General features: G+C 42.9%; 27 protein-coding genes and 4 pseudogenes. 4 read left to right on the top strand and 27 right to left on the bottom strand.

What is annotated here, in order from left to right; all coding sequences use genetic code 11:
* Positions 1–40: 40 nt before the first annotated feature.
* The 4 genes from V4U88_RS17380 to V4U88_RS17395 all read right to left on the bottom strand — a co-directional run bounded on the left by V4U88_RS17380 (position 41) and on the right by V4U88_RS17395 (position 4,218).
* Positions 41–748 carry a response regulator transcription factor gene (locus tag V4U88_RS17380; RefSeq protein ID WP_334074513.1) on the bottom strand — a complete coding sequence of 236 codons (708 nt, stop codon included), beginning with the start codon at positions 746–748 and terminating at the stop codon, positions 41–43.
* Positions 749–1,160: 412 nt separating this feature from the next.
* Positions 1,161–1,604 carry a GNAT family N-acetyltransferase gene (locus V4U88_RS17385; protein WP_334074514.1) on the bottom strand — a complete coding sequence of 148 codons (444 nt, stop codon included), beginning with the start codon at positions 1,602–1,604 and terminating at the stop codon, positions 1,161–1,163.
* Between the two features lie 508 nt (positions 1,605–2,112).
* The gene (locus V4U88_RS17390; protein WP_334074515.1) at positions 2,113–3,618 is read right to left on the bottom strand and encodes an alpha/beta hydrolase family protein; all 1,506 of its coding nucleotides are present in this window, start codon (positions 3,616–3,618) and stop codon (positions 2,113–2,115) included.
* 366 nt (positions 3,619–3,984) lie between these two features.
* The gene (locus V4U88_RS17395) at positions 3,985–4,218 is read right to left on the bottom strand and encodes a hypothetical protein (RefSeq protein WP_334074516.1); all 234 of its coding nucleotides are present in this window, start codon (positions 4,216–4,218) and stop codon (positions 3,985–3,987) included.
* Positions 4,219–4,469: 251 nt separating this feature from the next.
* Here V4U88_RS17395 and thyA point away from each other — a divergent pair, with 251 nt between their 5' ends.
* On the top strand, positions 4,470–5,345 hold the full coding sequence (gene thyA, locus V4U88_RS17400; RefSeq protein WP_334074517.1) for a thymidylate synthase: 876 nt from the start codon (positions 4,470–4,472) through the stop codon (positions 5,343–5,345).
* A gap of 146 nt (positions 5,346–5,491) precedes the next feature.
* On the opposite strand, the gene V4U88_RS17405 is transcribed toward thyA, so the two are convergent.
* The 18 genes and pseudogenes from V4U88_RS17405 to V4U88_RS17490 form a co-directional block, all read right to left on the bottom strand.
* Positions 5,492–5,935, bottom strand: a complete 444-nt coding sequence (locus V4U88_RS17405; RefSeq protein ID WP_334074518.1) for a hypothetical protein — start codon at positions 5,933–5,935, stop codon at positions 5,492–5,494.
* 139 nt (positions 5,936–6,074) lie between these two features.
* Positions 6,075–6,650 (bottom strand): annotated as a pseudogene (locus tag V4U88_RS17410) (ABC transporter permease); the annotation flags it as partial.
* Positions 6,619–6,987, bottom strand: a pseudogene (locus V4U88_RS17415) (ATP-binding cassette domain-containing protein); the annotation flags it as partial. The pseudogenes V4U88_RS17410 and V4U88_RS17415, both read right to left, overlap by 32 nt.
* Positions 6,971–7,300 carry a DUF1048 domain-containing protein gene (locus V4U88_RS17420; RefSeq protein WP_334074666.1) on the bottom strand — a complete coding sequence of 110 codons (330 nt, stop codon included), beginning with the start codon at positions 7,298–7,300 and terminating at the stop codon, positions 6,971–6,973. The gene V4U88_RS17420 and the pseudogene V4U88_RS17415, both read right to left, overlap by 17 nt.
* A 12-nt stretch (positions 7,301–7,312) precedes the next feature.
* Positions 7,313–7,660, bottom strand: a complete 348-nt coding sequence (locus V4U88_RS17425) for a DUF1048 domain-containing protein (protein WP_334074519.1) — start codon at positions 7,658–7,660, stop codon at positions 7,313–7,315.
* The gene (locus V4U88_RS17430; RefSeq protein ID WP_334074667.1) at positions 7,657–7,965 is read right to left on the bottom strand and encodes a PadR family transcriptional regulator; all 309 of its coding nucleotides are present in this window, start codon (positions 7,963–7,965) and stop codon (positions 7,657–7,659) included. Before V4U88_RS17430 ends, V4U88_RS17425 begins: the two co-directional genes overlap by 4 nt.
* 457 nt (positions 7,966–8,422) lie before the next feature.
* Positions 8,423–8,758, bottom strand: coding sequence for a DUF1801 domain-containing protein (locus tag V4U88_RS17435; RefSeq protein ID WP_334074520.1), 336 nt, complete (start codon positions 8,756–8,758; stop codon positions 8,423–8,425).
* A 95-nt stretch (positions 8,759–8,853) separates the two neighbouring features.
* Positions 8,854–9,327, bottom strand: a complete 474-nt coding sequence (locus V4U88_RS17440) for an SDR family NAD(P)-dependent oxidoreductase (protein WP_334074521.1) — start codon at positions 9,325–9,327, stop codon at positions 8,854–8,856.
* A 22-nt stretch (positions 9,328–9,349) separates the two neighbouring features.
* Entirely contained in the window at positions 9,350–9,850 is a 501-nt protein-coding gene (locus V4U88_RS17445) for a TetR/AcrR family transcriptional regulator (protein WP_334074522.1), read from the bottom strand.
* A gap of 265 nt (positions 9,851–10,115) precedes the next feature.
* A complete protein-coding gene (locus tag V4U88_RS17450; protein ID WP_334074523.1) occupies positions 10,116–10,382 on the bottom strand; it encodes a hypothetical protein in 267 nt (88 codons plus the stop codon).
* A 192-nt stretch (positions 10,383–10,574) separates the two neighbouring features.
* Positions 10,575–11,177: a hypothetical protein gene (locus tag V4U88_RS17455; protein ID WP_334074524.1), complete on the bottom strand. Its 603-nt coding sequence runs from the start codon at positions 11,175–11,177 to the stop codon at positions 10,575–10,577.
* 80 nt (positions 11,178–11,257) lie between these two features.
* Positions 11,258–11,398 (bottom strand): TetR family transcriptional regulator, encoded by a 141-nt coding sequence (locus tag V4U88_RS17460; RefSeq protein ID WP_334074525.1) that lies wholly within the window; start codon positions 11,396–11,398, stop codon positions 11,258–11,260.
* A gap of 95 nt (positions 11,399–11,493) precedes the next feature.
* Positions 11,494–12,372 carry an EamA family transporter RarD gene (rarD, locus tag V4U88_RS17465; protein WP_334074526.1) on the bottom strand — a complete coding sequence of 293 codons (879 nt, stop codon included), beginning with the start codon at positions 12,370–12,372 and terminating at the stop codon, positions 11,494–11,496.
* Between the two features lie 471 nt (positions 12,373–12,843).
* Positions 12,844–13,335 carry an AAA family ATPase gene (locus V4U88_RS17470; RefSeq protein ID WP_334074527.1) on the bottom strand — a complete coding sequence of 164 codons (492 nt, stop codon included), beginning with the start codon at positions 13,333–13,335 and terminating at the stop codon, positions 12,844–12,846.
* A gap of 101 nt (positions 13,336–13,436) precedes the next feature.
* Positions 13,437–14,285, bottom strand: coding sequence for a hypothetical protein (locus V4U88_RS17475; RefSeq protein ID WP_334074668.1), 849 nt, complete (start codon positions 14,283–14,285; stop codon positions 13,437–13,439).
* A gap of 48 nt (positions 14,286–14,333) precedes the next feature.
* A complete protein-coding gene (locus tag V4U88_RS17480) occupies positions 14,334–15,359 on the bottom strand; it encodes an aminoglycoside phosphotransferase family protein (RefSeq protein WP_334074528.1) in 1,026 nt (341 codons plus the stop codon).
* 196 nt (positions 15,360–15,555) lie between these two features.
* Entirely contained in the window at positions 15,556–16,302 is a 747-nt protein-coding gene (locus tag V4U88_RS17485) for a MerR family transcriptional regulator (RefSeq protein WP_334074529.1), read from the bottom strand.
* Positions 16,277–17,203 carry a DUF2268 domain-containing protein gene (locus V4U88_RS17490; RefSeq protein WP_334074530.1) on the bottom strand — a complete coding sequence of 309 codons (927 nt, stop codon included), beginning with the start codon at positions 17,201–17,203 and terminating at the stop codon, positions 16,277–16,279. The genes V4U88_RS17485 and V4U88_RS17490 overlap by 26 nt, the downstream gene beginning before the upstream one ends.
* 1,269 nt (positions 17,204–18,472) lie before the next feature.
* Between V4U88_RS17490 and V4U88_RS17495 the strand changes: the two are divergent.
* Positions 18,473–18,703: pseudogene (locus tag V4U88_RS17495) on the top strand (M20/M25/M40 family metallo-hydrolase); the annotation flags it as partial.
* A gap of 473 nt (positions 18,704–19,176) precedes the next feature.
* Here the strand turns inward: V4U88_RS17495 and V4U88_RS17500 are convergent.
* Positions 19,177–19,413: pseudogene (locus V4U88_RS17500) on the bottom strand (radical SAM protein); the annotation flags it as partial.
* Between V4U88_RS17500 and V4U88_RS17505 the strand changes: the two are divergent.
* Complete coding sequence (locus tag V4U88_RS17505; RefSeq protein WP_334074532.1) at positions 19,389–19,670, top strand: hypothetical protein; 282 nt, start codon at positions 19,389–19,391, stop codon at positions 19,668–19,670. The pseudogene V4U88_RS17500 and the gene V4U88_RS17505 sit on opposite strands and share 25 nt — an antisense overlap.
* 153 nt (positions 19,671–19,823) lie before the next feature.
* Here V4U88_RS17505 and V4U88_RS17510 read toward each other — a convergent pair whose 3' ends face one another.
* Both V4U88_RS17510 and V4U88_RS17515 read right to left on the bottom strand, forming a co-directional pair.
* Complete coding sequence (locus V4U88_RS17510; RefSeq protein WP_334074533.1) at positions 19,824–20,774, bottom strand: ketopantoate reductase family protein; 951 nt, start codon at positions 20,772–20,774, stop codon at positions 19,824–19,826.
* 12 nt (positions 20,775–20,786) lie between these two features.
* A complete protein-coding gene (locus V4U88_RS17515) occupies positions 20,787–21,407 on the bottom strand; it encodes a TetR/AcrR family transcriptional regulator (RefSeq protein WP_334074534.1) in 621 nt (206 codons plus the stop codon).
* A 234-nt stretch (positions 21,408–21,641) separates the two neighbouring features.
* On the opposite strand from V4U88_RS17515, the gene V4U88_RS17520 reads away from it, so the two are divergent.
* The gene (locus tag V4U88_RS17520; RefSeq protein WP_334074535.1) at positions 21,642–22,547 is read left to right on the top strand and encodes an NAD-dependent epimerase/dehydratase family protein; all 906 of its coding nucleotides are present in this window, start codon (positions 21,642–21,644) and stop codon (positions 22,545–22,547) included.
* An 8-nt stretch (positions 22,548–22,555) separates the two neighbouring features.
* Here the strand turns inward: V4U88_RS17520 and V4U88_RS17525 are convergent, their stop codons facing one another.
* Together V4U88_RS17525 and V4U88_RS17530 are read right to left on the bottom strand one after the other, a co-directional pair.
* Positions 22,556–23,926: an FMN-binding glutamate synthase family protein gene (locus tag V4U88_RS17525; RefSeq protein WP_334074536.1), complete on the bottom strand. Its 1,371-nt coding sequence runs from the start codon at positions 23,924–23,926 to the stop codon at positions 22,556–22,558.
* 325 nt (positions 23,927–24,251) lie between these two features.
* Positions 24,252–24,872: a hypothetical protein gene (locus tag V4U88_RS17530; protein ID WP_334074537.1), complete on the bottom strand. Its 621-nt coding sequence runs from the start codon at positions 24,870–24,872 to the stop codon at positions 24,252–24,254.
* Positions 24,873–25,090 lie beyond the last annotated feature (218 nt).

Below are 25,090 nucleotides of genomic sequence, written 5' to 3' on the forward strand. Positions count from 1 at the left end.
GAGAAAAATAAATAATTCAGCAGTAACCGGGTTGCATACTTCAGGCCTCGCCACCTCCAAGTTGATAGCCAAATCCATAGATCGTCCTGACATACTTCGGTTCGTCCGCGTTATCCTCCAGCTTCTTCCGTAATCGCATGATGGTCATATCCACACTGCGACTGTCTCCCATAAAGTCATATCCCCATCCGATCTGCAGCAGCTCATCCCGAGTAAAGATTTTGTCTGGCCTTTTGAGTAACGTTTCCAGAATTTTAAACTCTTTGGCCGTTAAAGACACGGGTACACCGTTTTTCAGCACCCTTCGGCTTTCCAGATCAAATGTCAGCTCTTCATGAATGATGCGTGTAGATTTCACTTCTGTTCCTTCACTTGATTCCTCCTTGCTCTCGTTTCTTCTCAGAATCACCTTGATCCGAGCGAGCAATTCACGATTATCAAAGGGTTTGGTCATGTAATCTTCCGCCCCTAGCTCTAGTCCCAACACTTTGTCGATTACCTCATTTTTGGCAGAGAGCATGATCACAGGAACGGCACGTTTCCCGGTGATTTCCTTGCACAGGTCATATCCGGTGCAGTCAGGCAGCATCAAGTCAAGCACCACCAGGTCCGGCCCAAAAGCATCCAGCAGCTGCAGGGCTATTTTACCGTTTTCAGCCGTTTGAACGACGTAGTTATCTCTTCTCAGTACGAGCTCAATTAAATCTCTGATTGCGACTTCATCGTCAATGACAAGTATTTTCTTCAATATGCACCCCTTCTAGCCTTGTTCCCCAGCTTGAATCATAATTTACCCTCATCTTAGCACAGACACTTTAGATTCCTCCACTAACTGGAAGATTAGCTATATTCCACTGAGCCCAACATAACTTGTAATAACCCGAAGAAAGGAGAACACTCCATGGCTCTGCTCCGGGTACTCATTGTTGGTGGACTTATTGATTAGATATTTTTATAAAGATGCTGCCAGGGCATAAAGGTACAGGATAAACATAAAAGGACCGAAAGCATTCATCGATGGAAGATGAACACTTACGGTCCTTTTTTTGTACTGATTTCATCCATTCTTTCAGTGCCTGAACAACCTGCTGAAGCTGTTCCTGTCCTGTAACTTTAGGCGCTCTGTCTCCCTTAAATAATGCCTTTTATTCCATTTGGCGCTAATCAAAAGACTTAATAAAATTTTTTTGATCCTTCGTAAATTGGTAGCCTCTTTTGTGGTAGAGTCTATGTGCTTGCTCGCGACTCGGATGGGACAACAACTTTATGCCGGAATAACCCTCTTCCCGCGCCCAGTGCTCTAAATAATCCATTAGCTTGCTACCGATACCTTGATTTCTGTAGCGTTCTTTTACTACAAAGCCTAAAACATTGATCAAAGGATCGGCAAAAAGCAACTCATGGCGACTTCCATGGATATATCCAACAATCTCGTTATTGAGTTCGAATACAAAAATCTTATCTGTTGTCTCTCTTGTAATAATTCCAATTTTTTCCTTGACCTTTTCTTCGGTAAAACTTGAAAGATTGGGGTTAAATTCTTGATTCAACAAGTAAATGTCTTGATAGTCGGTTATATGGATTTCTCTTACTAGGTATTCCATAATCTACTCCCTACTCTTATTTTCTCTTTAATTCATCAGCTAGGATTCGGCCAACTTAAATTGGTGGTAAAAAATTTATCATTTCTGCCCGACAATAAGTCCTGGGGACATTAAGATTGCATCTGTTTACAAACAGTATTCCAATCATAGAGAGGAGACCTGAGATGATTCGCTGTACGCCTTGAATTTATACATCAAAAGGAATTAATTCTGTTAGGTCACAGCCACTCACTTTAATTAGAGCGTCTCAACCAATTTTTGAATCTTTGAGTGGGAAATTTTATATCCTCATGCAACAATTTGACCAGCTTCTCTGGAAAAAAATCATTAAACCAACTGAGATAGTAGTGAGTTTTCAAACTTAATTACCTCCATATGTACTATTAAGCACTAAACGCTAGACCCCCAAAATAAGTTTTAGACTGAACGTGAAAATATTAACAGCGACAGCCAGGACGTGAAAATAAAGTCATAGACTGTCACTGTTTCATTGAGCTATCGTCTCCCGTTAGCGAAATGATAAGGTTGCGAATTTCACCTCAGGATAGCGGTTATCCGGACCTTTCAATAAGACTCCGCCTTGATTTTTCAGATACATATCGAAAAAATCCAATATATAGGCATTGATAACGGAGTTCGCTCTTTCGGGAGCAATCTTTCCTGTAATACCCAGCTTGTTGAAAATCGGAGAAATGAGCTGTACGTCGGCAAAATTCATATGCTCCGTATTTTCGATATAGAGCACTCGCCCCCCTTCACCTACCGTTTCGCGCATCCGTTCAAGCTCCAACTTTTTATCTTCCGTTACTTGATCCATCCACTCTCTTGTTTCGCCCATACGGTTAAGCTCTGCATCTGTGTAGCTCCGGTTATCCATCGCCATTTTTAATTGTTCGAAATAGCTTTCCGAGTTGATGAACAAAAACGGCTTTCGCAGACTCTCTCTGTCACGCAGTCGATAAAGCCCTCCATCAAGGTCTATCCCAGCCGCGATTCGCGGATCGTAAGAAGCGTCATAGGCCGTCGCTCCGCCGATGGAATGACCGAACACCCCGACATGACCGAGATCAATCCTCCCTTTTAGAAGACTTGGAATCTGCCCCGATTGGATGAGTTCAAATTGGTCCAGCGCAAACGCCACATCGTCGGTTAGAACTTTACCCAGCTTGTCGCGAGCTGCTCTACTCGTCCGGTAATCATCGTTGGGCGAGAATAAGTCGTTGGTTGTGCTGGTCGTGATTCGCCCGTCCGGAAACACGGTTGCAAATGTATTGTAGGTGTGGTCGATCACGGCCACGATATATCCGTGACTCGCGAGATTTTCGGCTTGCGACGTGTGGAGGAACCTGGAGGAGCCGTTGCCGGGATTCGCAAGGATCAGCGGGTATGAAGTCTGTGCCGAAGAGACTTCGGCCCCCGAATACGCATGACTGGATACGTACTTCAGATGTTGAAAAGTAAACCCGGGAAGGCCATAGTCCGCGGCCATATAATCTAATATCTGGGGATCGGGAACAAAGGGAGTGTGCTTACCGGTGCCAGCTTGAGCCGGATACCATACCTGAACCATTAATTCTCTCTTACCATCTCTGGCTTCGTCGAAAATCTCTTCCCTATTTGTATCCACGAGATGAAAAGTTTGCGTTCCTACCTTAAATTCGCCTGTCGGTTCAGGTAGTTTAAATACAGGAAAAGTATACATGAGACCAGCTGTAACGATCAGCATGACCGCTATAGCGGTATAAGTTGAACCCAACATGAATCGTGGGATTTTTTTGGGACCGGTTTTTTTAAAAAAGCTATAACACGAAATGGCTAAAAAAATGATCGTTATGCAATATGGGAAAAGTAGCTGAACTCTGTATCCTTCTACCATCCAATGAATGACCAGTAAAAGTGTGGCGATCCCGCTTGCAACGAATACTGGAATTCTACGCCGTTCTTTTTTTAATAGGACTGTTAATGCAAACAAACCGATGTTTGACAAATAAAGCAACAGTTCAAACAGCCTCATCTCGACTCTCCTTTATAAAAATTTTCGCTTGTTCCAATATTATCCTACCATGCTGGCCTAAGCTATCGACTTTCCTTACATCTACCTTTCAATTTTGTAAGACGCTTACTTAGCACGTAACCATGTAGTGTAACCATTCCTGAGACTGATCGCAGCCCCTTCTATTGTCCCCCCGTAAAATCGCCCGATCTGGATCTCGGCATGTCCCACTGAACCACGATTAGATTTATGCCTAATCGGTAATCGATACCTAGTCAATTCTTCTGCACAAAGAACCGTCAATCACTTCCAGATCGACGGTTACAAAAATTCAATTCCTTTACATATGTCTCAATTGCTTTGTAAAAAATGGTCAAAGCCCATTTGCTATATTTGCAACTTGTTCAATCCCTTTAAAAGAATGGTTGTTTTTTGAATATCTCCGCCACGATCAATATACGCAGACCATTTGGGGAAAACTTCTTTGAAGAATACATTTCCTATATCGGTTAAATCAGAGCTCCGCAGTTCCAAATCGTCCTTGAGCGAACCATCCTCATGGAAAGGTTCTATAACAATTAGCTTGTGCTCTACTAAAAAATTCATTAGTACCGTTGTCATTGAAGTAACTTGCTGCCGATAAGACAAGCTTTTGCTTCTTATAGTGGACCCGCGGTACCTGTATATATTGCTGTAAAGTTCCGTTAACACATGTAAATGACCAATGAAACCTCAATGACTTCTTCAAACATCACTTCCATGAGCTTCCGATAATTCCGAGTGACATAGGGCAATCAGACAATTTTTTTAACCTGAGTGTCCCCCATATGTTATGATAAACATTGATATAAAGAAATCAAAAGGGTGAGTTTATGCTTAATTACACAGGGTTCGACAAGATATATCGTGATGTAATAATGGATATTATTGAAAACGGCACTGATCAAGATCCTGCTTTGGTTCGCGCAAAATACGCAGATGGCAGTCCTGCACCAACTAAGTTTATCCAAGGAATCAATTTTAAAATCCAACCTGAAGACGGATTACCAATTTTGCGCTCAAAACGAGTCTTTCAAAAAACGCCTTTGATTGAACTAGAATGGATTTGGCAAGAGCTATCAAATGATGTGACTTGGCTTCAAGACCATAAATGTAAGGTCTGGAATGAATGGGCAAACACAGAAAATACGATTGGTAAGGCTTATGGATATCAACTTGCCAAGAAATGTCGTAAAGTTTCCTGGCAAGTAGAAAAGTTAAATCAAGTTGAGTATGTACTGTATCAGCTTGAAAAAAATCCTAGTTCACGTAGGATCATGACCAGTCTTTGGGATGTTGATGACTTGGACGAAATGACCTTGGAACCTTGTGTTTGGGCTACAAATTGGAAAGTAAATAATAATGTGCTTGATTTACACGTTAAACAAAGATCTGCCGATATGGCCTTAGGTCACCCATTTAATGTCTACCAATATGCAGTATTACATAGATTAATGGCTGATCAATGCGAATATGATTTAGGCACATTGTATTGGTGTATCGATGATGCCCATGTATATAACCGACACATCGATATTTTAAAAGAACAACTGTCTCAACCAATTCCTGATTGTACTCCCACGCTAATTCTTCCAGAAAAATTCGATGAAGATGGTCAAAAACGTTCCTTCTTTGATCGCAGATTGTCTGAGGCCAAGTTGGTTGATTACGAACACAACGGTATTTTCAAGTACGAAATAGCTGAATAGTTAACAATATCTTCCTGTCAATACTTGCCTACCGCCCATGATAAGCATGATAATTCCAATTACTGCTAGAATAAACCGAGCCAAGAATGGACTCAATGAAAACATAGTTTCACCTTTTTTTATTGCAAGAAGTATTTCTGAAATTTTTAATTTATAATATTTATATTGTTCATTATTTCTAACAATTCATCGAGTTCCTTTTCTCCGAAAGGTAGTTCTAAAGAAGTCACCTGCATAAGACTAAAGTAATCTGGCTTTTTTACTTCCTTGGAAAAAGCACAGATACCAATTCTGTCCATTAATACATGATAATTTGTAGTTTTTATATCCCTATCAAATGCCTGCAATGAAATGAAATATTTAATATCCCCTTTAGTCGCTTCAATATATTTCCAGTTGGTCAAATCATAGCTTTTTTCCAGTTGCCGATGATTTGTATAATCAGGTCGTCCATTGCCCCCACGGTTCGTAGCTGTAAATCCTCTTTCAGATAGATAGCGTATGATTTTCTTTCTCTCATCTTCACGAAGCGAATTATATTTCTTCTTTGTTTCTAAAAATACATTATTTACCTTTTCGTCAACATTCATTAGTTTTATTCTCCTTTAAATATATTATAGAGTAATTCCGTTATCTCTTTGAAATTTGACCGTTTTCTTTTAGAACTCCGCCCTACTCGTCTCCTAATATTTCACCGTTGTCACGGAATCCGGAGCCTTCCTGTAAACATTAAGCTTCTTTCCGTTTGTAGACGCGCACCGCAAATAGATATGCGACGATCAGTATCCCTAAGCACCACGCAAGAGCGACCCAAATATCATTGCCTACTGGTTTATCGGACAGAAGCGCACGAATGGATTCCACGATCGAGGTTACCGGCTGATTTTCGGCAAAGGCCCGAACGATCCGGGGCATCGACTCGGTGGGCACAAACGCCGAACTGATAAACGGCAGGAAGATTAACGGATAGGAAAACGCGCTTGCGCCTTCCACCGATTTGGCGGACATTCCGGCAATCGTCGCGACCCAAGTCAAGGCAAGCGTGAACAGCATGAGAATACCGGCTACGGCAAGCCATGGCAGTAACCCCGCCGACGAGCGGAAGCCCATAAGCAAAGCAACCAGAATGATGACGACAACCGAAATCGCATTGGATACCAGCGAGGTCAGCACATGCCCCCACAGTACGGCGGAACGCGCTATCGGCATAGAGTGGAACCGCTCGATGATGCCCCGTTGTTTATCCAAAAACAAGCGGTAAGCCGTATAGGATATACCGCTTGCAATAGCCATCAGCAGGATACCGGCAACGCGGATTTTTGAGGTGACGCAGCTTGGCAAGCATGATCAGATTTTCCCGTCCGGTCAACATTTCATCCACAGCGGCGAATTGTCCGGTCAGACTAATCGCCTGCCGCACATGGTCGGGCTGCGTTGGAACATCGAATCCATTAATGGTCGCCGTTCCGCCGTCTTGCTTGAGCAGCGTGGCGAGGATTCTGACAGTCGTTGTCTTGCCCGCGCCGTTGGAGCCAAGCAGGGCGAAAATCTCACCTCGCTTCACTTCAAAATCGACGCCCTTTAGGACTTCTGTGTCCTTGAAAGACTTTAGCAGACCTTTCACTTTAATTGCTTTTTCCATCCCGATCCCCCCCAACAGATTCTTGATAAATGTCAGTGTAAGTTTTTGAATCTTTGATTAGATCGTCACAGAAAGCCGCTACGTCCCTGCCCGTCACTTCAAGCACGCCTTTCCCCGAGGCCGCGCCCTCTTCAAAAAGATCGACAATCCCCGAGAGCAATCCCGTCCCGTCGGTTAGCTCAACTGGGCCGATCTTAAAGAGATATTTTTGGATCTCTTTATAAACAATCTGGTAGTCCTGCGGGAGCGCTTTAACACGCGCCACGTGGGCTCGCCACTCTTTTTTGCCTTCGATGATATCTCGTATTCTCATCATATCCACCTCCTATTTGCCTAATTTTTTTGCAATATTTTGGTTGAGTTGCTCGCGCCACTTGTCGCGAAAAGTCTTTGCCCCTTCTTCGCCGGCCAGCGCTGAACAGAAGCCTTTGATATCGTCACCCAAAACCTCTCGGACACTCTGACCGTCCGCCGCCGATTCTTCGAGCAGGCCAAGCACACCGTCAAGAATTGGCATGAGGTTGCGACCGGTGAAATCGGAGTGTGGCCAAAGATAGGCATTAATTTTTTCCCATGCCGCTTGATAATCAACCGGCAGCTTTTTGGCTCGCAATTCAAAAGTTTTGAATTCTTTATTCATGTCACTGCCAGTGATTTTCTCCCAAAAATTCATTGTTTTTTCTCCTTTAACTCGTTAAGTTTTGATGATACGAACTCCCATTTTTCCCAGAACCTCCGCAGCTCCTCGCCCCCCGCTTCATTGAGCGCGAAGAACTTTCGCGGCGGCCCCATGTCGGAGGGTTTTTTGGTAACCTCTACCAGCTTGTTTTTTTCAAGCCGGATCAGGATGGTGTACACCGTTCCCTCCACAACATCCGTGAAGCCGAGGGCGTTCAGTTGCCGCGTGATTTCGTAACCGTAGGTTTCATTGCGGCTTATAATTTCAAGGACGCAGCCCTCAAGCACCCCTTTGAGCATTTCCGTTAGGTTTTCCAATACAATCACCCTTTGCTATTCTGTATGACTGGTATGAAGTATTACTTACTACTGCTATAAAGTAACACGTAGTAGCTGGTTTGTCAATAGGGTTTGCTCTGCCACAGAATCAGGTTATTTAAGAAAATAAAACCCACCGAAGGCGGTCAGCCTTGAACGGTGGGTTTCGTCTTTATTATCCGATTTGCGTTCATGCTTAAGGAGCGGAACGTTTTCCAAGGAATGAACGGAAGCGTGATGACAGCCGAAATATAAAGCCTATACATACCTGCTATTGCGGTTGGCGTATCCGAAGATTTGATGATGATCAAAGAAACGGAAACCATCACGCTGCAGGAAATTGCCGATGCCACGCATCTGAGCATCTCCGAATGTGCGCGAAGTTTTAAAAAGACAGATACCATGGAAATTCAGAAGCGGCATGGGGAAATAATGTACGTTACAACGTGCTGGAGGCTTGCTTTAAAAGACTTGACAACAGGGCGAGATCCGGAGTGTCGCCTTCCCGCAATTTGATCCACTTTCGTTCAGCAGGCCCTTCGAATTCTTTTGGAAAATCGATACTGTCTGCGTTCATGATCATGAACGCAATGGCATCCTTTGAAGGTGAGATCACCGCTGCATAATGTCCATTTTTCAAAAAGTGAGGTTTCTTGTACTGAATCCGTTCTTCTACTTCCGAAATTGTCTCATGAACCATCTCTCGCAGAGTTGAACTAATCTCCCCTTGCCATTTCGGCAGATTTTCGATGTAGGCTTTAACTTCCTGATTCATTCTGATTTCCCCTCCCATTTGATAGTGCTTAGCTCATGCTCTGAGTATACCACGATAAGAATATTTCAAGGGTTATTTTGAATTTAAGGTATTCCTTATTGATCAATAGTTTCTATAACGACAGCCTTTCCAAAATCTTCACTTAATAGAATCTCAATTAATTTGTGCGCAGTGTATTCAGGCGTTTGTAATTTCCCTTCCTCAGAAAGTTGAATGAATTCATTAACATATGGGAAAAGGTCCTTACTTATTATTTTTGCAGTTCCTATCCGTTCAATTGGGCTCACAGGAGTCAACATGGCGGCATTATTGATAAGATAAATCGATTCATCGTTGGAATAAAGCTCAATATGATTGAAGATGTCTTCGAAAAGTTGATCAATATCACCAATATTTGTTAAATCATAATTAAAATAATCAATTCTGCAGCCCTTTTCCTTGGCTTGATCGATAATCCGTTGGTTAGTAGTTCTAGAGATGCATATAAGGTGGTGGTTCTTATCGATTAATTGATTAGCCAAACGTTCACCGATTCCTCTTGATGTACCTGTAATAATAATATGTTTCAAACGTATCGCTCCTCATAAGCTACTATGTATTTTCTCGCATAATAATTCTATTAATAGTCTCTTCCCAAATCATCTGATATTCCATATCCATCTTCATCATTTTACATCTAGATAAATTATCAATAAGCAGGGTAAGAATTTTAGAGCTAACTTCGATTTTTGATGGTTCGACAAGACCCAATTCAGAACCCTTTGACAATAAATTAAAAAAACCGTTTACAAAATCTTGTTGAACTTTCAATAAGGGAGCTCTAAATTGCTCATCGCGCTCGGCCAGCATCGAAAACTCACTAAGTACTCTTAATGTTGATCGGTACTCTTCGTCATCGCTTGGCAGCATTTTTAAACCGCCTCTAATTATCGTCTCTACAAAATTGTCTTTATTAACGGATCCAGTATCAAAGTAAGCAGCAAAATAATGATCTCTGAAAATATACTCAAATGTTCGGCTAATCAACTCTTCTTTCGAGTCAAAGTGGTAGTATATGGAGGATTTAGTAATTCCCACTCTTTTGGAAATCATGCCCAAACTCGTTCTCTCTATCCCATACTCTGCAAAAAGTTCATATGCTGCTTGGATGATATGACTAGATGTAATATCTCTTTTCTTGATAGCCCTCAGGCCCCCTTCATTGAGTTAAGGCCATTATAAGGATTTTCCTAATGTATTGTCAATAATTTAACGACCGATCGTTCAAAAAAATGCAATTCAATTTATATAAGGATGACTGACCTCAACCAATAGTGAATACGTCAAGTTAAAGCCCTCCAAATGAGGAGGGCTTTAATCAGTCGAAATGTATGAATGGGCTGTCCCCTACTGTCCTCCAGTGGGGCCAGGAGCTGCTTGTGGCGGTCCACTCGGTTTGGTAGCTGCCATCATTCGCATAACTTGCCGGCTTGGTTTCGGATGCGGTTTGCGCCGTTGCCATTTTTCCTTGCGACAACAGTTTCCCGTTCTGAACAGGAACCACTACATCGTCGTCAACGTTGTACAGGATTTGGTCAAAATAATCATAGAAAGCGTAACCATTGGAGAACCAAACCGGGAGCAATCGTTCCTCGGTTGTCTATCGGCTGTTTTTCGGCTTCTACTACGATCAAGACGTGTGCCGCGCAGACCTGAATTTGAAGCCAAACCTTGTCCCTCAATGCACGGAATGGGAACCTGCCGGAACTTTGGGCGCGGGATCACGGATGGATTGCTTCCGGGGTTCCCGACGAAACCAAACCTTGAATGCTTACTTTCATATTGAATACCCTCCAGCATTTAGGTACTCTTGCTCCCATTCGTCGACAGGAATGGGGATGATGCGATTCAGGTAGCACTCCTTATATTTATCCAGACCAAATTTTATGGAGTATGACCAGTAAAGCCTATTCATCAAATCTTTGGCCGTATGCAATGCCGTTAATTCATAAGGCTCTAATCGTTCAAGCGATTTCGCGGGATAGATATCCGCTTCCACAATCGGATTGCCCATTCCCAGATCGCCGGTGTCGGGATCGATAGACACCAAATTGAATCGAGGAGAAAATGAATCCGGGTGATTTCCAAAATCTTGACTGATAAAATGTTTCGGTAAATCCACATCTGTTGTGGGGACAATCGCGGTATCTTTCAATTTTTGCGTTGCGGTCTGCTTCACCGCCGAATGCAGCACTCGGATAACTCGAAATTCTTGAATATCCTGTAATTTGACCTTGTCCCAAGCGGTGATAGAATTTTGCGAAAAGGCGTTAAACAGAATAATATATGGCTTCTTCAGCAATTGAATGACTGTTGAAACAGATTCAGTAACAGGTATAAAATATACCTCGTTTTCTTTCCAGCTAAACCGATTTAACATAACACCAAACCGCCCTTTGCATCATTTTTGCCCCTCACACCTTTATTGGAATCAACTTAACATTACCTTTTCCTGGAGGATTAGGCAAACCTCGCGTTCGATTCATAATGGGCATAAAAGGTGGTGCAATTCATCGTTGCTCTCTGTGCGATATCCTTGATGGTCATCGAATCAAATCCTTTACTCCGCAACAAGTCTCTGAATGCTTCCCTTATTAACATAACAAGCTATCGGTTCGACGATGACATCCACGAACGGAAAACGGCCATCTCCGCCCCATTGGACGGAAATGGCCGTTATGACGGCGCCTTTGCCGTCAGCTCGCCTTTGCGAGTTTTAAGCTGCGAACCGATGCCGCAGCGTATACGAAGAGCGCGGTCCAGATGAGCGCAAACCCGATAAGCAGAACCGGCGAGACCGATTCCTTGAACACGAATACGCTCAGTACAAGCATTATCGTTGGCCCGATGTATTGTACGAAGCCTAACGCGGACAGCGACATCCGGGCGGCCGCCCGCGCAAAGAAGAGCAGAGGCAGCGCCGTGACCACGCCGGAGAGAAGCAGTTCGATGAACGTGGACGCAGGTAGCGACCATGCCGTCGTCTTTCCCGCGGCGGCCAAATAAATCCAATAGGCGAGCGCGACGGGCAGGATTACAGCCGTCTCCGACAATAAGCCTACAGAAGCGTCTTGTACGATCTTCTTTTTCGCGAGGCCGTACAAGCCAAACGAAACGGCCAGTGAGATCGCGACCCACGGGAACCGTCCGTAGTCGATGGCGATGATGAGCACCGCAACGCCAGCGATGGCAATCGCGAGCCATTGGCCGCGGCTTGGCTTCTCACGAAGGAAGACGACCGCCAGCAGTACGTTCAGCAGCGGGTTCAAGTAATAGCCGAGACTTGTCTCGACAACATGGCCGCTGTTGACCGCCCAGATGAAGATGAGCCAGTTAGCGGCGATCAACAGGCCGCTGGCGGCGAGCGACAGCAGGAGCGAGCGGCTGGCGGCAATCCGCTTCATGTCACCCCAGCGACGCTGGACTGCGACGAGAATACCCATGAAGACGAACGACCAGACAACCCGATGTGACAGTATTTCGCCTGCCGGCACATTGTCGAACAACTTCCAATAAAGCGGGAGAACCCCCCACATGATATACGCGATAATCGCGTTGACCAGACCACTTTTCATAATGAATCCCCTCTTCTCTCTCTGATGTCTGAATGATTACTTTACATTTTTTCCAATGTTTTTGTTTTGGCAAAATCTCCGACCTAAAACAAAAAGACCGCAACGTATGCGGCTTTCCATGGTTTCTATAGGTTCCTGTCGTTTTCCACTAACGCAGTTGCCCCGTACTGAACATACCGTTCCGATTCTAATCGGTCTTGTTCCTTTTTGTCAATATACAATAATCATGCGGTTGGGTTTATTTTGCGGCTCGATGCAAGCAGAAACGGACTAGCGTATGGTCGAACGCTAGTCCGTTTCTATAGCTCATTGAACCTTATAACTTACCTTGTTTCGAATGTTTCACCCAAGTGGAGTTTTCGATCCCGCCGGTTTTGCAAGCATAACGGATGCGACTTTCCGTTGCGTGATTGTTCGGGACGCGGCCTGTCCATTTGCGGTAATCATCCAGCGTGGCCCAATAAAGTATTCTCAGCTATGCTTCTTCGTTAATATCCATTCCTTGATTTGGTTCGCCACTTGTGCAGGTGGTATATTCGTAGTGTCTATGATCGGTAAGTTTGCGTAAAAATAATTTTTATACAGTTGATCCGCGTAAATATTCGTACCCTCTATCCCCTGTTTCGTCCATTTGCCGCGTTTCTGCAATCGTTCAGTTCGGCAGGAGCTATTGCAATGGAGCAGTAAATAGTGGACTGGATGAAAGAAATGAAAATGATCACATATATTTACATCGTACGGATAAGGAACGGCTCCAAATAAAATGGTCGTATTCCCGCTTAATGAGTTTGCATATGCAATCCTGAGCCACAGTTGGCAAGCCGTCTGGAAATTTCCATCGACAATGATCGTGTCCATATCATAAACATTGAAGCCAGAACCCATTATTTTACGTACTACCTTTACAGCTGTCGATTTCCCTGAACCGCTAGTTCCTGCAACAATATAAAGAGGAAATGTCATCTATTCATCTCCCTTCCTGGTCAGTGAGGAGCTATAGATATAATATGGCAACCGAGTGGTGCAGGTACTGGGGAAATGCGGTTTTTTCGAAATTCACTGTTTTATGAGTTGATATATTCCGATAAAATCCCCACCAAACCATACTTATACTCGCTTAAATCATATAAAGAGTTATTCACTTTTTTCTTGGCTATGGTTAAGCCGTTAAAAATTTCTTCTTCCCATTCCCTCCTAGCTTCAAGAACCCGCAAAGTTCCTCCTAACCCTTTGTAATTATGCTTTTTTCCGTACCCTTGGTTTGTATAATATTCAATAAATCCCTCTGACCATTCTTTAGGCCTTTCCTTTACAGCCCTTCTGAAAGAAAGATCAAGATCGTTTTGTTCTATGTAAATCAACAATGGATTTAGCCGCTCAACGATGGTTGCGAGTTCTGTAACGTAACTTATAACGTCTTCCTTTTTTGCTCCATATTTAATCATCCCCATGGTTACAGGGTTTTGTATAAAACAGCAATCAAAAACAAACGTTTCCGAACCATTCAAAGCATTTTCCGTAAACTTCTTCCATCTTTCTACAATCCGCTTCCTGTTTTGATCCAACGGCAATTCATATACATCGTTTTTGGCAACGGCGTGCAGCAATTCATCTGGAAAATCTGCCCCATACTCATTCTTTATTTTTCGATATTGCAGGAAGTAATGGTTATTTTGTTTTATCACATGATGACTTAACAAGTCCTTGAAATTTATATGGGTACTTAATAGCTCATCGAATTCACATTTCTGAAAAAAGGCGACTCCCTCGTAATCAGCGGGATGTTCTGGATTTCCTTCCAAGAATAGCTGCGATTTCATGTTCATCTCTGTAAGTATTTCATGAACCAATTGAGCGGTTGTTGTTTTCCCGAATCCCGGTAACCCCTCAATCAGGATTAATTTCGAATTCATCATTGGGCCCCCCATTCCTGATTAGGAGGATAAGCAGGGAATTTCCTGCTAATTCCTCATCTCATAGATTTTTTGCAGAGTGTTGATGTGCAGCGTTCTTTCATCGTTTTGTTCTTGGGGGTGGTTTCCCGATCCTGCGTCCATAAACCACTCTACAAGCCTGTATCCGAACAAGAGTAGAATCATCTCATAAACGCAGTTATCCGTTAGGTGTGAAACGTCCGCGTATTCCGAAAAGCCCTTGTAATACGCCGGGATACATCTATGGTAATATTCAACCATGTGTTCAATATCGGCTTCATCCGCGATCAAACTTGCGACATCTTCACCCAAATAACCCCATCCCGCGGTATCCCAGTCCAGGAGTATGGTTTTACCGTCTGAATAGAATAGGTTTGCCACCCAAAAATCCCTGTGACACAGCACGATCGGCAGCTTTTCAATACGGTTGAATATTTCATCTGCTTGTTCATCAATGTCGATGAGCATGTTACACAAGTGTTTCGGGATTTCGCAATCGTCGGAGCGTATATAATCGTACACTCGATTCCATGACCCATAATGAAGATAGAAGTTCTTCATATAATTCACGTTGCTCAGGTTGGTCAAGCTCTGTAAAACCACTGGCTGCTCGGCATATAACTTGCCTTGGAACCGCCCTAGTTCCTCGGCTGCGCGTTCATACATATCGCCGGTCAAGTCTAAACCGGATATGCCATCGATATATTCCATCCAAATCTGCGTTTCGTTTTGTTCTTCGTTCATTTCAGCGTGATAACATTCAGGCCAACGGAATGATTCTGAAAACAGAACGCCTAAATTGGATTTATAGAAGTCATATTCCCTACGCCAGGAATCGGGATCACCGTAGCGCTTCCATTTCTTTTGCGTCTTTAAAACGATTTTATAGGGAAAATCCCCGCCATCCGTGGTTTTGGCATAGCCCGTTACAACCTGTACATCCCCCACTGTACCGCCATGCAATGATTTGGTTTGAAAATCGGCGCTGACTATTTTTGTACCGAGCATATTGCTTAAAATCTGTGTCAGTGTTGCGGCTTTTAATTCGCTCATTATGAAGCCCTCCATTCCACTGTTAATAAGGTTAAACCCGCAATTATACATAAACATCATATTTGAAAAGATGACAACGACGAAAGGTCGACTATAAATATACTCATCTATTCCCTCATCCAGAGCTCATTTTCATAACAAAACCTCCCGTCTAGAAGCTATATTTTAATTAGCTCCTAGACGGGAGGTTATAATTTTACCGATTGATATGATACAAAATCGCACTGTAAAGAAAATCCGCTAAATCCTCACTGCCATACTGATTAAAATAGTTTTTAAATCGTGCATCGAATTTGTAGGTATGGGCAATGCAAGCCAGTAACTCTGCATCACAAGTCATGAATTGACTTAGATTTTCTTTCCACTCCTCGATGAGTCGCTGCACTTCATCGGAGGCAGGATCCTGATCGATACAAGCCGCCATTTGTTTGAATATTTCCTCCATAGATTGAAAGCGTTCCTCTTGATCCTCTGAAGATAATTTTTCCAACGTTTCATTAAACTCTTTATACGTTTCTGTTTCACCATAAATGAATTTTGCCTCATTTGCGTATTGTTCTTTCAATGGCAAAACGGAAGAATTGTTAAAGATTTGCAACTGACTAATGTCCTTCCCCGAAACGTATTCGTCGAGGGCTATCATGATGGTTTCTAGTCTTTGTTTTTTCGATAATAGGGTTTGTCTCTTCTTCTTTAATATTAGTTTCTGTTCTTGTTTGGTCAGCTTTAAAATGTCCGCAATCTCTTTCAAGGAAAAATCCAATTCCTTGAATAGCAAAATCGTCTGAAGCGTTCCCAGACTGCTTCGATCATATAGGCGATACCCTTTTTCCGTCAGATGTGTCGGTTTAAATAAATGAATTCTATCGTAATAATGCAGGGTCCGAGCTGTAATGCCCGTAATCTGAACAATATCTTTAACAGCTAATAATGGTTTCTTCATCCCAAAATCCTTTTACCTCGTCTAGTATTTGAGCGGCAGGGGTTACTGTGGCCTCAAAGATCGTTCTTCCTGTTTTTCTTAAATAATATCGGATTAAATAATATCCGCAAGCGTAGCCAGCGCTATAAGGCATATTGACTGGTTTAAAGTTTCGAAGTTTTGCGATCTCGTCACCGTAAAGATACGGAGCAAATTTATCAAACCCGGTTAATTGCAATTGCTCTTTAAGCACAGGCTTTATGCGCCTGTTAAGTGTTTCTGCGTTTGTTTTCGTTACCCAAGGGCCGAGCAATTCTTCTCCAAACAGGAACGTAGCATAGTTTTCGGCCAATCCTTCACTTACAATTAGTTCGCCCAAATTAACGGTGTGATCCCACTGAATAAATTGATACCTCACATTATGGTTGCATTCGTGCGCCAGCGCAGCCTTCATTCGAGGAATCGTGTACTCATTTGGCAAGATTGTGCCCCAGATAAACCCGGGAATGCCCCCAAAGCCGCTATATCCCTCGTTTATGGTTAAGGAACGGTTTTCCGGATTCCCAAGTTGAATGGTAAACAAATAGTCGGATACGGGGAGGTTTATTTCATGTTCAATAAATAGTTGTAGGCTTTTCTTAACAGTTTCCTCACATTCTAGCCAAAAAGAATCTGACGAAATCAACTCCACCTCGCGTAGAATCTGCTGGTTGATCTGATCTGGGGATCGATGCATCATACTATTAAACGTAATAACGTCAAAACCATTCGCCTTTTCAGCTCTAAAACGGATCTGTTGAATTTGCCATTGTTTCATAAAGGGAGCCATCATTTCGTTTCTGAACAATTCAAGCTTTTCCTCGGGCGAAGCCTGGGCTATTTTTTGATAAATTTGATCTGAACGCAGTGATTTTATATTCATTTCTCCCACCCCAAGTAGTTTATAGGGAGAATTATGCACTATGACCCAACGTCATAGTCAAGAACTTTGAATCAAATACTTCATTCAGAGGATTATTAAATGGGTAGTAGTAAGTTAGATGAATTCTTTTCGGGATTTCTTTGTAACAGGTTGAAAAAGCCACTTGCACTTTCTCATTATCTCTGCATCATCCATTTTATGGAAGATGCTAACTCGTCCGTTTTGGCCGACGCAGACAAATGACCGATCTGAACGGTTGAGACAGGCTTTGGCTTTGATTTACCCTTTAGAATTGTCCTCTGTATAAGCTATCTAATATCCATACCGAAACGTATATCCAAAGGATCATGAGGATACTTATTGGTATGAACCAACCTTCTCGAAAGATTAACAAATGACATAGATACCCTAAATATATAGTAGCACCTACAACGGCAAAGACTGCTGCTTTCCATATCCAATGTTGCCGGAAGTACCCCCATACCATAATTGGATATGAGATGGTAAAAAAGACTAGATATAGACCGTACCGGCTTATTTTGGGGTTAGAAAGCAAAGTTGCCTTAAATCGCATAAGGCCGGACAAGTCGAGTACACCCCATAAAAAGAGTACAGTACAGACTGGGAACATTCCAAATATGATATAGCCATAGTAGTATATCGTTCGAAGCCCCTGGACTAAGCGGGAGTACATCCATTTCGTAATGACAAACATCAGGAGCAGTCCAATGAATGTCATCCAGGTTTTCCACCAATGTTGACTGTATATACCCAACGCCTTAAAGAATTCTTCCACTACACAGTAAAGGAAGGCAACAACCACATACCAAGAAAACAGCTTTTGGCGAACCGCCAATAACAACGCAGATGCTGCCACAGCGGTCTGCGAGAACAGGTTGCCCACTAACACATCATTAAAGGGATCAAGGTTTGGACTGCGGATAATCTTTGGGTAATATACATATGCATCTAGGAAAATAAGGATAAATGTTTCGAAATATAGAGGAAGGCCGACAAGAGTCAAATAGAACGCAAAGGTTCTGCAGCGGTTTTCCGAAAGGTACAAAGTATAGACGACTTGAATTATGGTTGTGACACCTAATAACAAATACCAGATGGTATTAGACCAGAAGTGGCTCATAACAAGACTCTTTTCAATAAGGGGAATGTTGTAACATAAAATTATTATTACCATTTTTTAAGTATAAAAACGTACTGAAAGACGAAGGAAAAATAAATAGTCGAACTAACGAGGATATCCGGACAATGAGTACGCATTATATCCCCGCCAATCATCCCATGATTAAAGCACTACAATCGGCTTATCAATCAATTACAGGGGATGAACCCGCGCTTTTAACATCAGGCGGGGCAACGTATGCATCGTTATTAAAAAATGCTGTGGCTTATGGTGCGCTGTTCCCAGGTAAGGAAAATAGCTCTCACCAAAATGATGAATTTATAGAAATCGATGATTTAATCAAAGCGACAGCCTTCTAAGCCAGAGCATTATATGAATTAAGCTACTTATAAAATCAAAAATGTTTCTTATAATCAACGAAGGAGCTGGCCGCGGCTGGTCCTATCGCCTTTCGCCGATATGACCGTTAAGCTGAACCGTATCATACGATAAAAGCTGAATCATTGTGTTCCTCGCCTGTCAGTTATACGGTGCACCGCTGGAGTTTATCCAGGGAATGCTTGGGCACGAAAAAGCATCCACCACACAGATTGATGCTCAGCTTCGTGGAGAACGGCGAAAAGAATTGTACCGACGGTATCTTTAGGAGTTTGTACTAACCACCAACTACTGTGGTCATCTGAGATCGTCAGGTCAGGATTGCTTTAGCCTAGAGTAAGAAAAAACGCTAAGTCGGTCACCTCCGAAGGCTCAGCGTATATTTTCGTTAAAATGTTGGCGGGACCCCGAAATGAAGTATGTTGTTGCAGAAGGAAATAAGGTAATTGCACAAAAGATTATAGTCGGTCAAGATGTTCAAAGCATCATAAATATGCGGGTTAGCGAGCGCCTCCCCCATCCCCATAAAGGAGACGCTGTCCAAGCTGTGACTGTTCAAGTGAAAATATAGCAATTGATCGGTAATTTCGTCGGGCGTCAAATTTCTTTTCAGTCCGATCGTACCGGTGGCGCAAAACTTGCACCCATACTCACAACCGCACTGAGTTGAAACACAATATGATTTCCACCCGGGATAAGGAAAACGATACCGGAATGGGAAACGTTTTCCTTACAGGCCTCATCTTACAGTTTATAAATCCAAAAGGCGTTCTTATGGGAGTAACGGTAACAGCAACCTTCATTGTTCCCTATTCAACCTCTTACTTACATTATCTTTCGTTCTCTTTACTTTTGGGAACGGTAGGGTTTATAAGCACCTTCAGCTGGAACCTGCTTGGCTCGCTCTTCCAAAAACTCTTGGTACGTTATGACATCCATTTAAAATAATCATGGCGGCCATGTTGGTATACTGCGCCTTTTCAATGACTCTCAAATAGGCAGCGGTGTTAAAATGTTGGATGCAATTTGCTAGTTGTTCCGCATGAGTTAAGACAAGCATATGATCGGCCCCTCGAAATATCAGGGGCGGCCGCACTTAACTTAATTCTTTGAATTGTCCATAGATGAAACAATATTCATTAGAAATTGCATGTTTGGCATATTAATGCCTAATCCTAAGCCGGTTTCAAAAATCTCTTTAAAATTCTGCACCATTTCATCAATGCTATCTACCGCATGGGCAGTATATCTTTGCATTACAGGATTTTTAGTAAAATTTAATCGAAACATCGGGTACAATAAGAATAGTGGAAGTGAGATCATTTTTACCTCCCCATACTTTTTTAAGTTGACCCCCCGTTTTTCACAAATTTTGTAGCATTCCCGCATAGCTTTAAACGACGTTTTAATAAGCCGCTTATCACTCAGCAATGTATTGATATCGCGATACTTTGCAAGAGCCGCACCTAATGGAGCCGATCCAACATTATGCACCCATAACCAATGCAACGGATTTTCTTCTATTTGAGGTATAATACCACAGCTTTTAAACAGTTCGGACACATTGTTTAGAAGCGACTGCTGTTCCGGATAGACTGCCCCAAGCATCATATCGTCTCCTAAATTGGCCCAGAGCTGATTTCCACGGAAAGTCCCGCCTCCGCCTGCGTATCCCACAACATAATGGTTCTTGCCGAGTATTTTGTCATATTCGCTGCTCATGTTCCAATCCAATGTCATAAGAAGGTAATTTGCATTCGGAACCTGTGCTGCCAGTGTACGCAGAACTTCTGGTAGCTGAATGGTTTTTACAGGAACTATAATTAAATCATAGTTGCCCTTCGCATCATCAACACAGTGATATGTATAACTGCCGGTTGTATTCTGATGTTTTTTATCCTGACGCTCGTCAATAAAATCAAAGGTGATTTTATTTTTGTTCAAAAGTGCCAGCTTCTCCTGACGGACATAGTGAAACACATGGTGTTTTTGGGACAAGGCACATCCATAAAGCGATCCGATCACGCCGGTGCCGACGATTAATACGTTCATAGTAATACTCCTCTATTCAAAATGGTGAAGAAAAGAAAGCAACCCTGGCTTTGCTTTCAGAGCGTTTGTAAGGAAGTTATCGAAAGCTTTTAATTTGGTGGGCATCTCTTTCGGCTCCCAGCCAAACAAATCCGCATCAAAATAGAAGTTCGTTAACGTGAGGATCATCTCTGCTGTCTCAAGTGGATGCTCTGTTTCAAATATTTTTTCCTGAATACCCTGTTCGATAATTTTTGCATATAAAGGAGCTAATGTTTTAACCAATGCTACCATTAATTTTTGATGGAAAATTGCGTTAGATGTAGTATTTATACTTTCCAACTTCATCTCATTTTCTTTGAATAATTCAATACAAGAAATAATTAGATTTTTAAGGTTGACCTCTGCCGGTAATTTTCCATTAATCTGTCCAGTAACCTTCTGATAACAATCTTTTGCATACAATGATACAGCCGCGTCAGCGCATGCTTCCTTGGTAGCAAAATAATGATAAAACGCTCCTTTTGAGATATTAAGTTCCTTTACAATTAAAGAAAGCGTTGTGTTTTCGTATCCATACTTGATAAAAATATCAAATATTTCTTTTGAAAGTTCATTTCTTTTATTCTCATATTTATCGTTTGATCTTGACATGTTTTACCTCCATTAAATAAACCGACCGACGGTTTAAATATAGCACGAATTTTGAGATTGTCAACATTGTTTAACTTTGGCATCGTATTCCGGAAAACCGTGCCAGGCTTTACGCCAAAAGTGAATAGAAAATGCTGCGGATCTGCAGAGTAATAAAACCGGAAAGTAACGGGAAATCTAACAAGGATCTCAGGTCAACTCTGGACCGGAAATATGAATAAGGGGTGGAGCACGATGAAAGTAGTGGTGACAGGAGCAGCCGGAAAAATCGGCCGATGGGCGGTAAGAACCATAATGGAAGCCGGTCATGATGTTATAGCCACAGATCGATTATTAAGGGAGGAATCTGCATCAAAAAATTTTATTCAAGCGGAGTTACGTGATTATGGTCAAGTCTGTCAGCTTTTGATGGGAAAAGATGCCGTTGTCCATCTTGGGAACATCCCAACCGATGTAAGGAATACCCCCCAGGCGATATTCGAGAATAATATGCTGGTTAACTTTAATATCCTTGAAGCATGTAAAGATTTTAAAATCCCCAAGCTGGTATGGGCATCAAGCGAAACGGTTTTGGGCTATCCTTTTGTTCCGGAACAACTTGATTACCTTCCTGTTGATGAGGAGCATCCAACTACAGCAAAGTCATCGTATGCCATGGCGAAGCTTCTGACCGAATACCTAACTGGCATGTATCACAAACTTACGAATCAACAGCTCGTCACCCTGCGCTTTGCGAATATGTATGAACCTGATGAATATGAAAAAATCCCGATCATGCATTGGAATGATGAACAAAAGGATATTCAAAAGAAAAACGCCTGGGCCTATTGTGATGTTAGAGATGCAGCTAAGGCCTGTCTTCTTGCAATAGAGAAGGACAATTTAGGTAATCAGGTATTCCATATCACAGCTCCGGACACCATCATGCCGGATCTTAGCCAGGATTTGGTCAAACGATTTTTTCCCAATGTGTCCTTAAAGAGAGAGGTGCAGGGACATGAGACGCTGATGGCAATAGATAAGGCCAGGAATATTCTTGGATATGAACCGCATTATTCATGGCGAAGTGTTCTTAATCACGACGGTACAACGAAAGCGCTGCCTGAAGATCAGCTTGCTTTATCTAAAACAAACATATAATAATCAGATTATAAGTTAGTTCCTGGGGCGGGTTTTTGCTTACCCGGAGGGAAACCGGCATAATCGATCTGCAATACTTGGGCTAATTCCCGGTCCACTGTAACCAGATCCATTTTGTTGATTTGTGCCAAATCCGTTTTGCCAAGGACGTAAGCGACTAATTTCATTTCTTCGACGGACGACTTGAGGAAATTGGCCAAATGTTCAGCACCCTTTTCAACGTCCAAATCTTCTTTGAACTTTCCCAAATATAAAGGGATTTGCGGCGGGGGGGCGGTCGACAGCGCCTCCGCCATTTGCGTCTGAAGTAGGGCTATCAGGGCGATTGAACCGATGTAGACCGCGTCCGCCCCTAATGCCATTGCTTTGAGAAAGTGCCCCGGAGTCGTTAACCCCCCACTAGCGATGACGGAAATGCTTTGTTTGACTCCGCGTTCTTCCAAATATTGAACCGTTCTTGCCAACGCAAATAACGTTGGCAGCCCGACGTCATCCAGAAGTGTTGTCGGACCTCCCTGCGTTCCTGCTTCCGCACCATCCACGACAAAATAATCGACTTTCGCTTGAACGGCCACCTCCAACTCCCGTTCCATAAAATGAGTCGCACAGATTTTAATGCCTACCGGCACTCCGTATTTGCTTTTCAAGTTCTGTACCAGTGAAATAATGTCCTCCGTTTTGTTTACTCCCAAGATACGGGAATGAATGACGGCATTTTCGCCGGGTTCCAGTTTTTTGGCGATCCGCAAATCCTGCTCAATCTGGTGCGATCCCATCGATTTCGGGGCGGCCGCAAGAGCTCCTTGACCGAGCTGGATTTCTATAGCGTCCAATTGCCGGAGAGATTCATCGTTGTTCATCCATCCGCCGCGATGATACTGGCCGATGAAAAACTTGGCTTCCCTTCGCTCCTCTTCGATTAAAGGGGCTTCTCCTGAGTTGGTTGCCGTACCGGCTTTACTGGCACCGCGAGCCAAAGCGACCTTCACCTTCAAACTTAGGGCTCCACCATAAGACATGCCGCTGATGAGAATAGGAATTTCCAGATGTAGTGGCTTTTTCGCTTGAGGACCAATAGTGACGCCTGTTTGGATTTGTACGTCGTCTTGCGTGGGCAAGCGGAACATATGAACGGGGTTAAGCAAAATTTTCTGCCAGTCCGACAACACAATCGGACTTCCCAAAGTACGTTTGATTGCTTTTCCGCTTTCCGCCCGTATCCCGGCTTCAATGATCACCTGCGGCGTCAGCTTTTGCATAATTGTAAACATGGAAAACACATTTTCCGTATATGGATCTTGCATCATACGCTTCATATAATGGTCCACCATGGTGTCCATTACACCATTCGTCATTTTGCGAATTATCCAACGAAACAATGAAATTCCCCCTTGTGCGCTAATGTTCTTTACATAGCACCGCTAGTATTATGAAAGGAAATGGATTGGCTGTTATGTATTGACTTATTATTTGTTAATGAGCCCATCCTATTCATGGGATTCCGTATACTTAACGACCTAAAACAAAAAAGCCGCAACTTCTCCGGCTTTCAATATCTATATGTTCTTCTCATTTGACAACTTTAAGGCGTCCCCCGCCCGGTTATGTTTGATAAAGTAGGATGCTTTTGGGTACCCTCGGATGTCCCTTTAGCAAAGTTCTCGTTGTCTGGATGGAGAAATTGAATCGGCACGAGAACCTCATTCATTTTGAATCCCTTTGAACCGTAGATAACGAAACGAGGACCGGACCGGCAAAATCCGAAGCTTCCTCACCTTTTGGATTGCGAAGACGGAACAGGAACGCGTCACCTGTTTCCGACTTCCACACGATATAATCGCGAATCCCTTCACCACTCGAGGCTTGAAGATAGATCTCGGCGGAACCCAGGGGATGCTCGACAAGCTCACCACTAAAATCGGATACTTCGCCGAACTTTTCCAATTCCGCCTTTCCTGCAGTTTCGAGCTGCTTTAGATCATAATTTGCAGGTAGCGATCCGATTTTGACATCGTATTCCGGATTGCTGCTAAGAAACAGACGTCCTTCGGCAGCGTCGAATGCAAACTTTTCGAATACATATAAAGAAAAGCCCTCACCTTGATGCAAAGTGGCCGTGTGTGATTGGTTGCCCTCACCAGTCATCAAATCAAATGTTTCGGTCTGGGGACGCGTCACTTCGGGAAGGGGAGCTTTCTCGTTCTCAGCCGCAGGAGCCGTGGCCGATTCATTAGCCGGTGTTGAAGTTTCAGGGCTGGCGGAAGGTTCAGTTGCTCCTGAGCAAGCTGTAAGCGATAGAACCATGACGAAAATCGAGATTTTCATGAAAGTAGAATACTTTTGATACACGTGATCACGCCTTTCTATTTTTAATGATTTCAGATATCTGCAATCGGTTAGTGCTCATTATGAGTTATTACCCATGTGAGGAATTAGAAACACAAACAGTGAAAGTTGGTATATCGAATCCTTAGGTCCTCCCTGCCTAGTGCAACTATTCTGAGCACTTAAGTTGAAAATATCCTTCTTATCTATCCTATGCG

It is taken from the genome of Paenibacillus sp. A14 (genome assembly GCF_036864815.1).
Taxonomy (GTDB): Bacteria; Bacillota; Bacilli; order Paenibacillales; family Paenibacillaceae; genus Fontibacillus; species Fontibacillus sanfengchensis.

What these genes read in the sequence shown, in the direction of transcription:
- V4U88_RS17480 (WP_334074528.1), bottom strand. Translation starts at nt 15,359, where the DNA reads ATGAGCGAATTAAAAGCCGCAACACTGACACAGATTTTAAGCAATATG.
- V4U88_RS17420 (WP_334074666.1), bottom strand. Translation starts at nt 7,300, where the DNA reads ATGAGAATACGAGATATCATCGAAGGCAAAAAAGAGTGGCGAGCCCAC.
- thyA (WP_334074517.1), top strand. Translation starts at nt 4,470, where the DNA reads ATGCTTAATTACACAGGGTTCGACAAGATATATCGTGATGTAATAATG.
- V4U88_RS17515 (WP_334074534.1), bottom strand. Translation starts at nt 21,407, where the DNA reads ATGTCAAGATCAAACGATAAATATGAGAATAAAAGAAATGAACTTTCA.
- V4U88_RS17455 (WP_334074524.1), bottom strand. Translation starts at nt 11,177, where the DNA reads ATGTTAAATCGGTTTAGCTGGAAAGAAAACGAGGTATATTTTATACCT.
- V4U88_RS17435 (WP_334074520.1), bottom strand. Translation starts at nt 8,758, where the DNA reads ATGAATCAGGAAGTTAAAGCCTACATCGAAAATCTGCCGAAATGGCAA.
- V4U88_RS17530 (WP_334074537.1), bottom strand. Translation starts at nt 24,872, where the DNA reads ATGAAAATCTCGATTTTCGTCATGGTTCTATCGCTTACAGCTTGCTCA.
- V4U88_RS17460 (WP_334074525.1), bottom strand. Translation starts at nt 11,398, where the DNA reads ATGTTAATAAGGGAAGCATTCAGAGACTTGTTGCGGAGTAAAGGATTT.
- V4U88_RS17395 (WP_334074516.1), bottom strand. Translation starts at nt 4,218, where the DNA reads ATGACAACGGTACTAATGAATTTTTTAGTAGAGCACAAGCTAATTGTT.
- V4U88_RS17520 (WP_334074535.1), top strand. Translation starts at nt 21,642, where the DNA reads ATGAAAGTAGTGGTGACAGGAGCAGCCGGAAAAATCGGCCGATGGGCG.
- V4U88_RS17475 (WP_334074668.1), bottom strand. Translation starts at nt 14,285, where the DNA reads ATGAATTCGAAATTAATCCTGATTGAGGGGTTACCGGGATTCGGGAAA.
- V4U88_RS17385 (WP_334074514.1), bottom strand. Translation starts at nt 1,604, where the DNA reads ATGGAATACCTAGTAAGAGAAATCCATATAACCGACTATCAAGACATT.
- rarD (WP_334074526.1), bottom strand. Translation starts at nt 12,372, where the DNA reads ATGAAAAGTGGTCTGGTCAACGCGATTATCGCGTATATCATGTGGGGG.
- V4U88_RS17405 (WP_334074518.1), bottom strand. Translation starts at nt 5,935, where the DNA reads ATGAATGTTGACGAAAAGGTAAATAATGTATTTTTAGAAACAAAGAAG.
- V4U88_RS17445 (WP_334074522.1), bottom strand. Translation starts at nt 9,850, where the DNA reads ATGATTTCCAAAAGAGTGGGAATTACTAAATCCTCCATATACTACCAC.
- V4U88_RS17485 (WP_334074529.1), bottom strand. Translation starts at nt 16,302, where the DNA reads ATGAAGAAACCATTATTAGCTGTTAAAGATATTGTTCAGATTACGGGC.
- V4U88_RS17425 (WP_334074519.1), bottom strand. Translation starts at nt 7,660, where the DNA reads ATGAATTTTTGGGAGAAAATCACTGGCAGTGACATGAATAAAGAATTC.
- V4U88_RS17470 (WP_334074527.1), bottom strand. Translation starts at nt 13,335, where the DNA reads ATGACATTTCCTCTTTATATTGTTGCAGGAACTAGCGGTTCAGGGAAA.
- V4U88_RS17490 (WP_334074530.1), bottom strand. Translation starts at nt 17,203, where the DNA reads ATGAATATAAAATCACTGCGTTCAGATCAAATTTATCAAAAAATAGCC.
- V4U88_RS17430 (WP_334074667.1), bottom strand. Translation starts at nt 7,965, where the DNA reads ATGCTCAAAGGGGTGCTTGAGGGCTGCGTCCTTGAAATTATAAGCCGC.
- V4U88_RS17510 (WP_334074533.1), bottom strand. Translation starts at nt 20,774, where the DNA reads ATGAACGTATTAATCGTCGGCACCGGCGTGATCGGATCGCTTTATGGA.
- V4U88_RS17390 (WP_334074515.1), bottom strand. Translation starts at nt 3,618, where the DNA reads ATGAGGCTGTTTGAACTGTTGCTTTATTTGTCAAACATCGGTTTGTTT.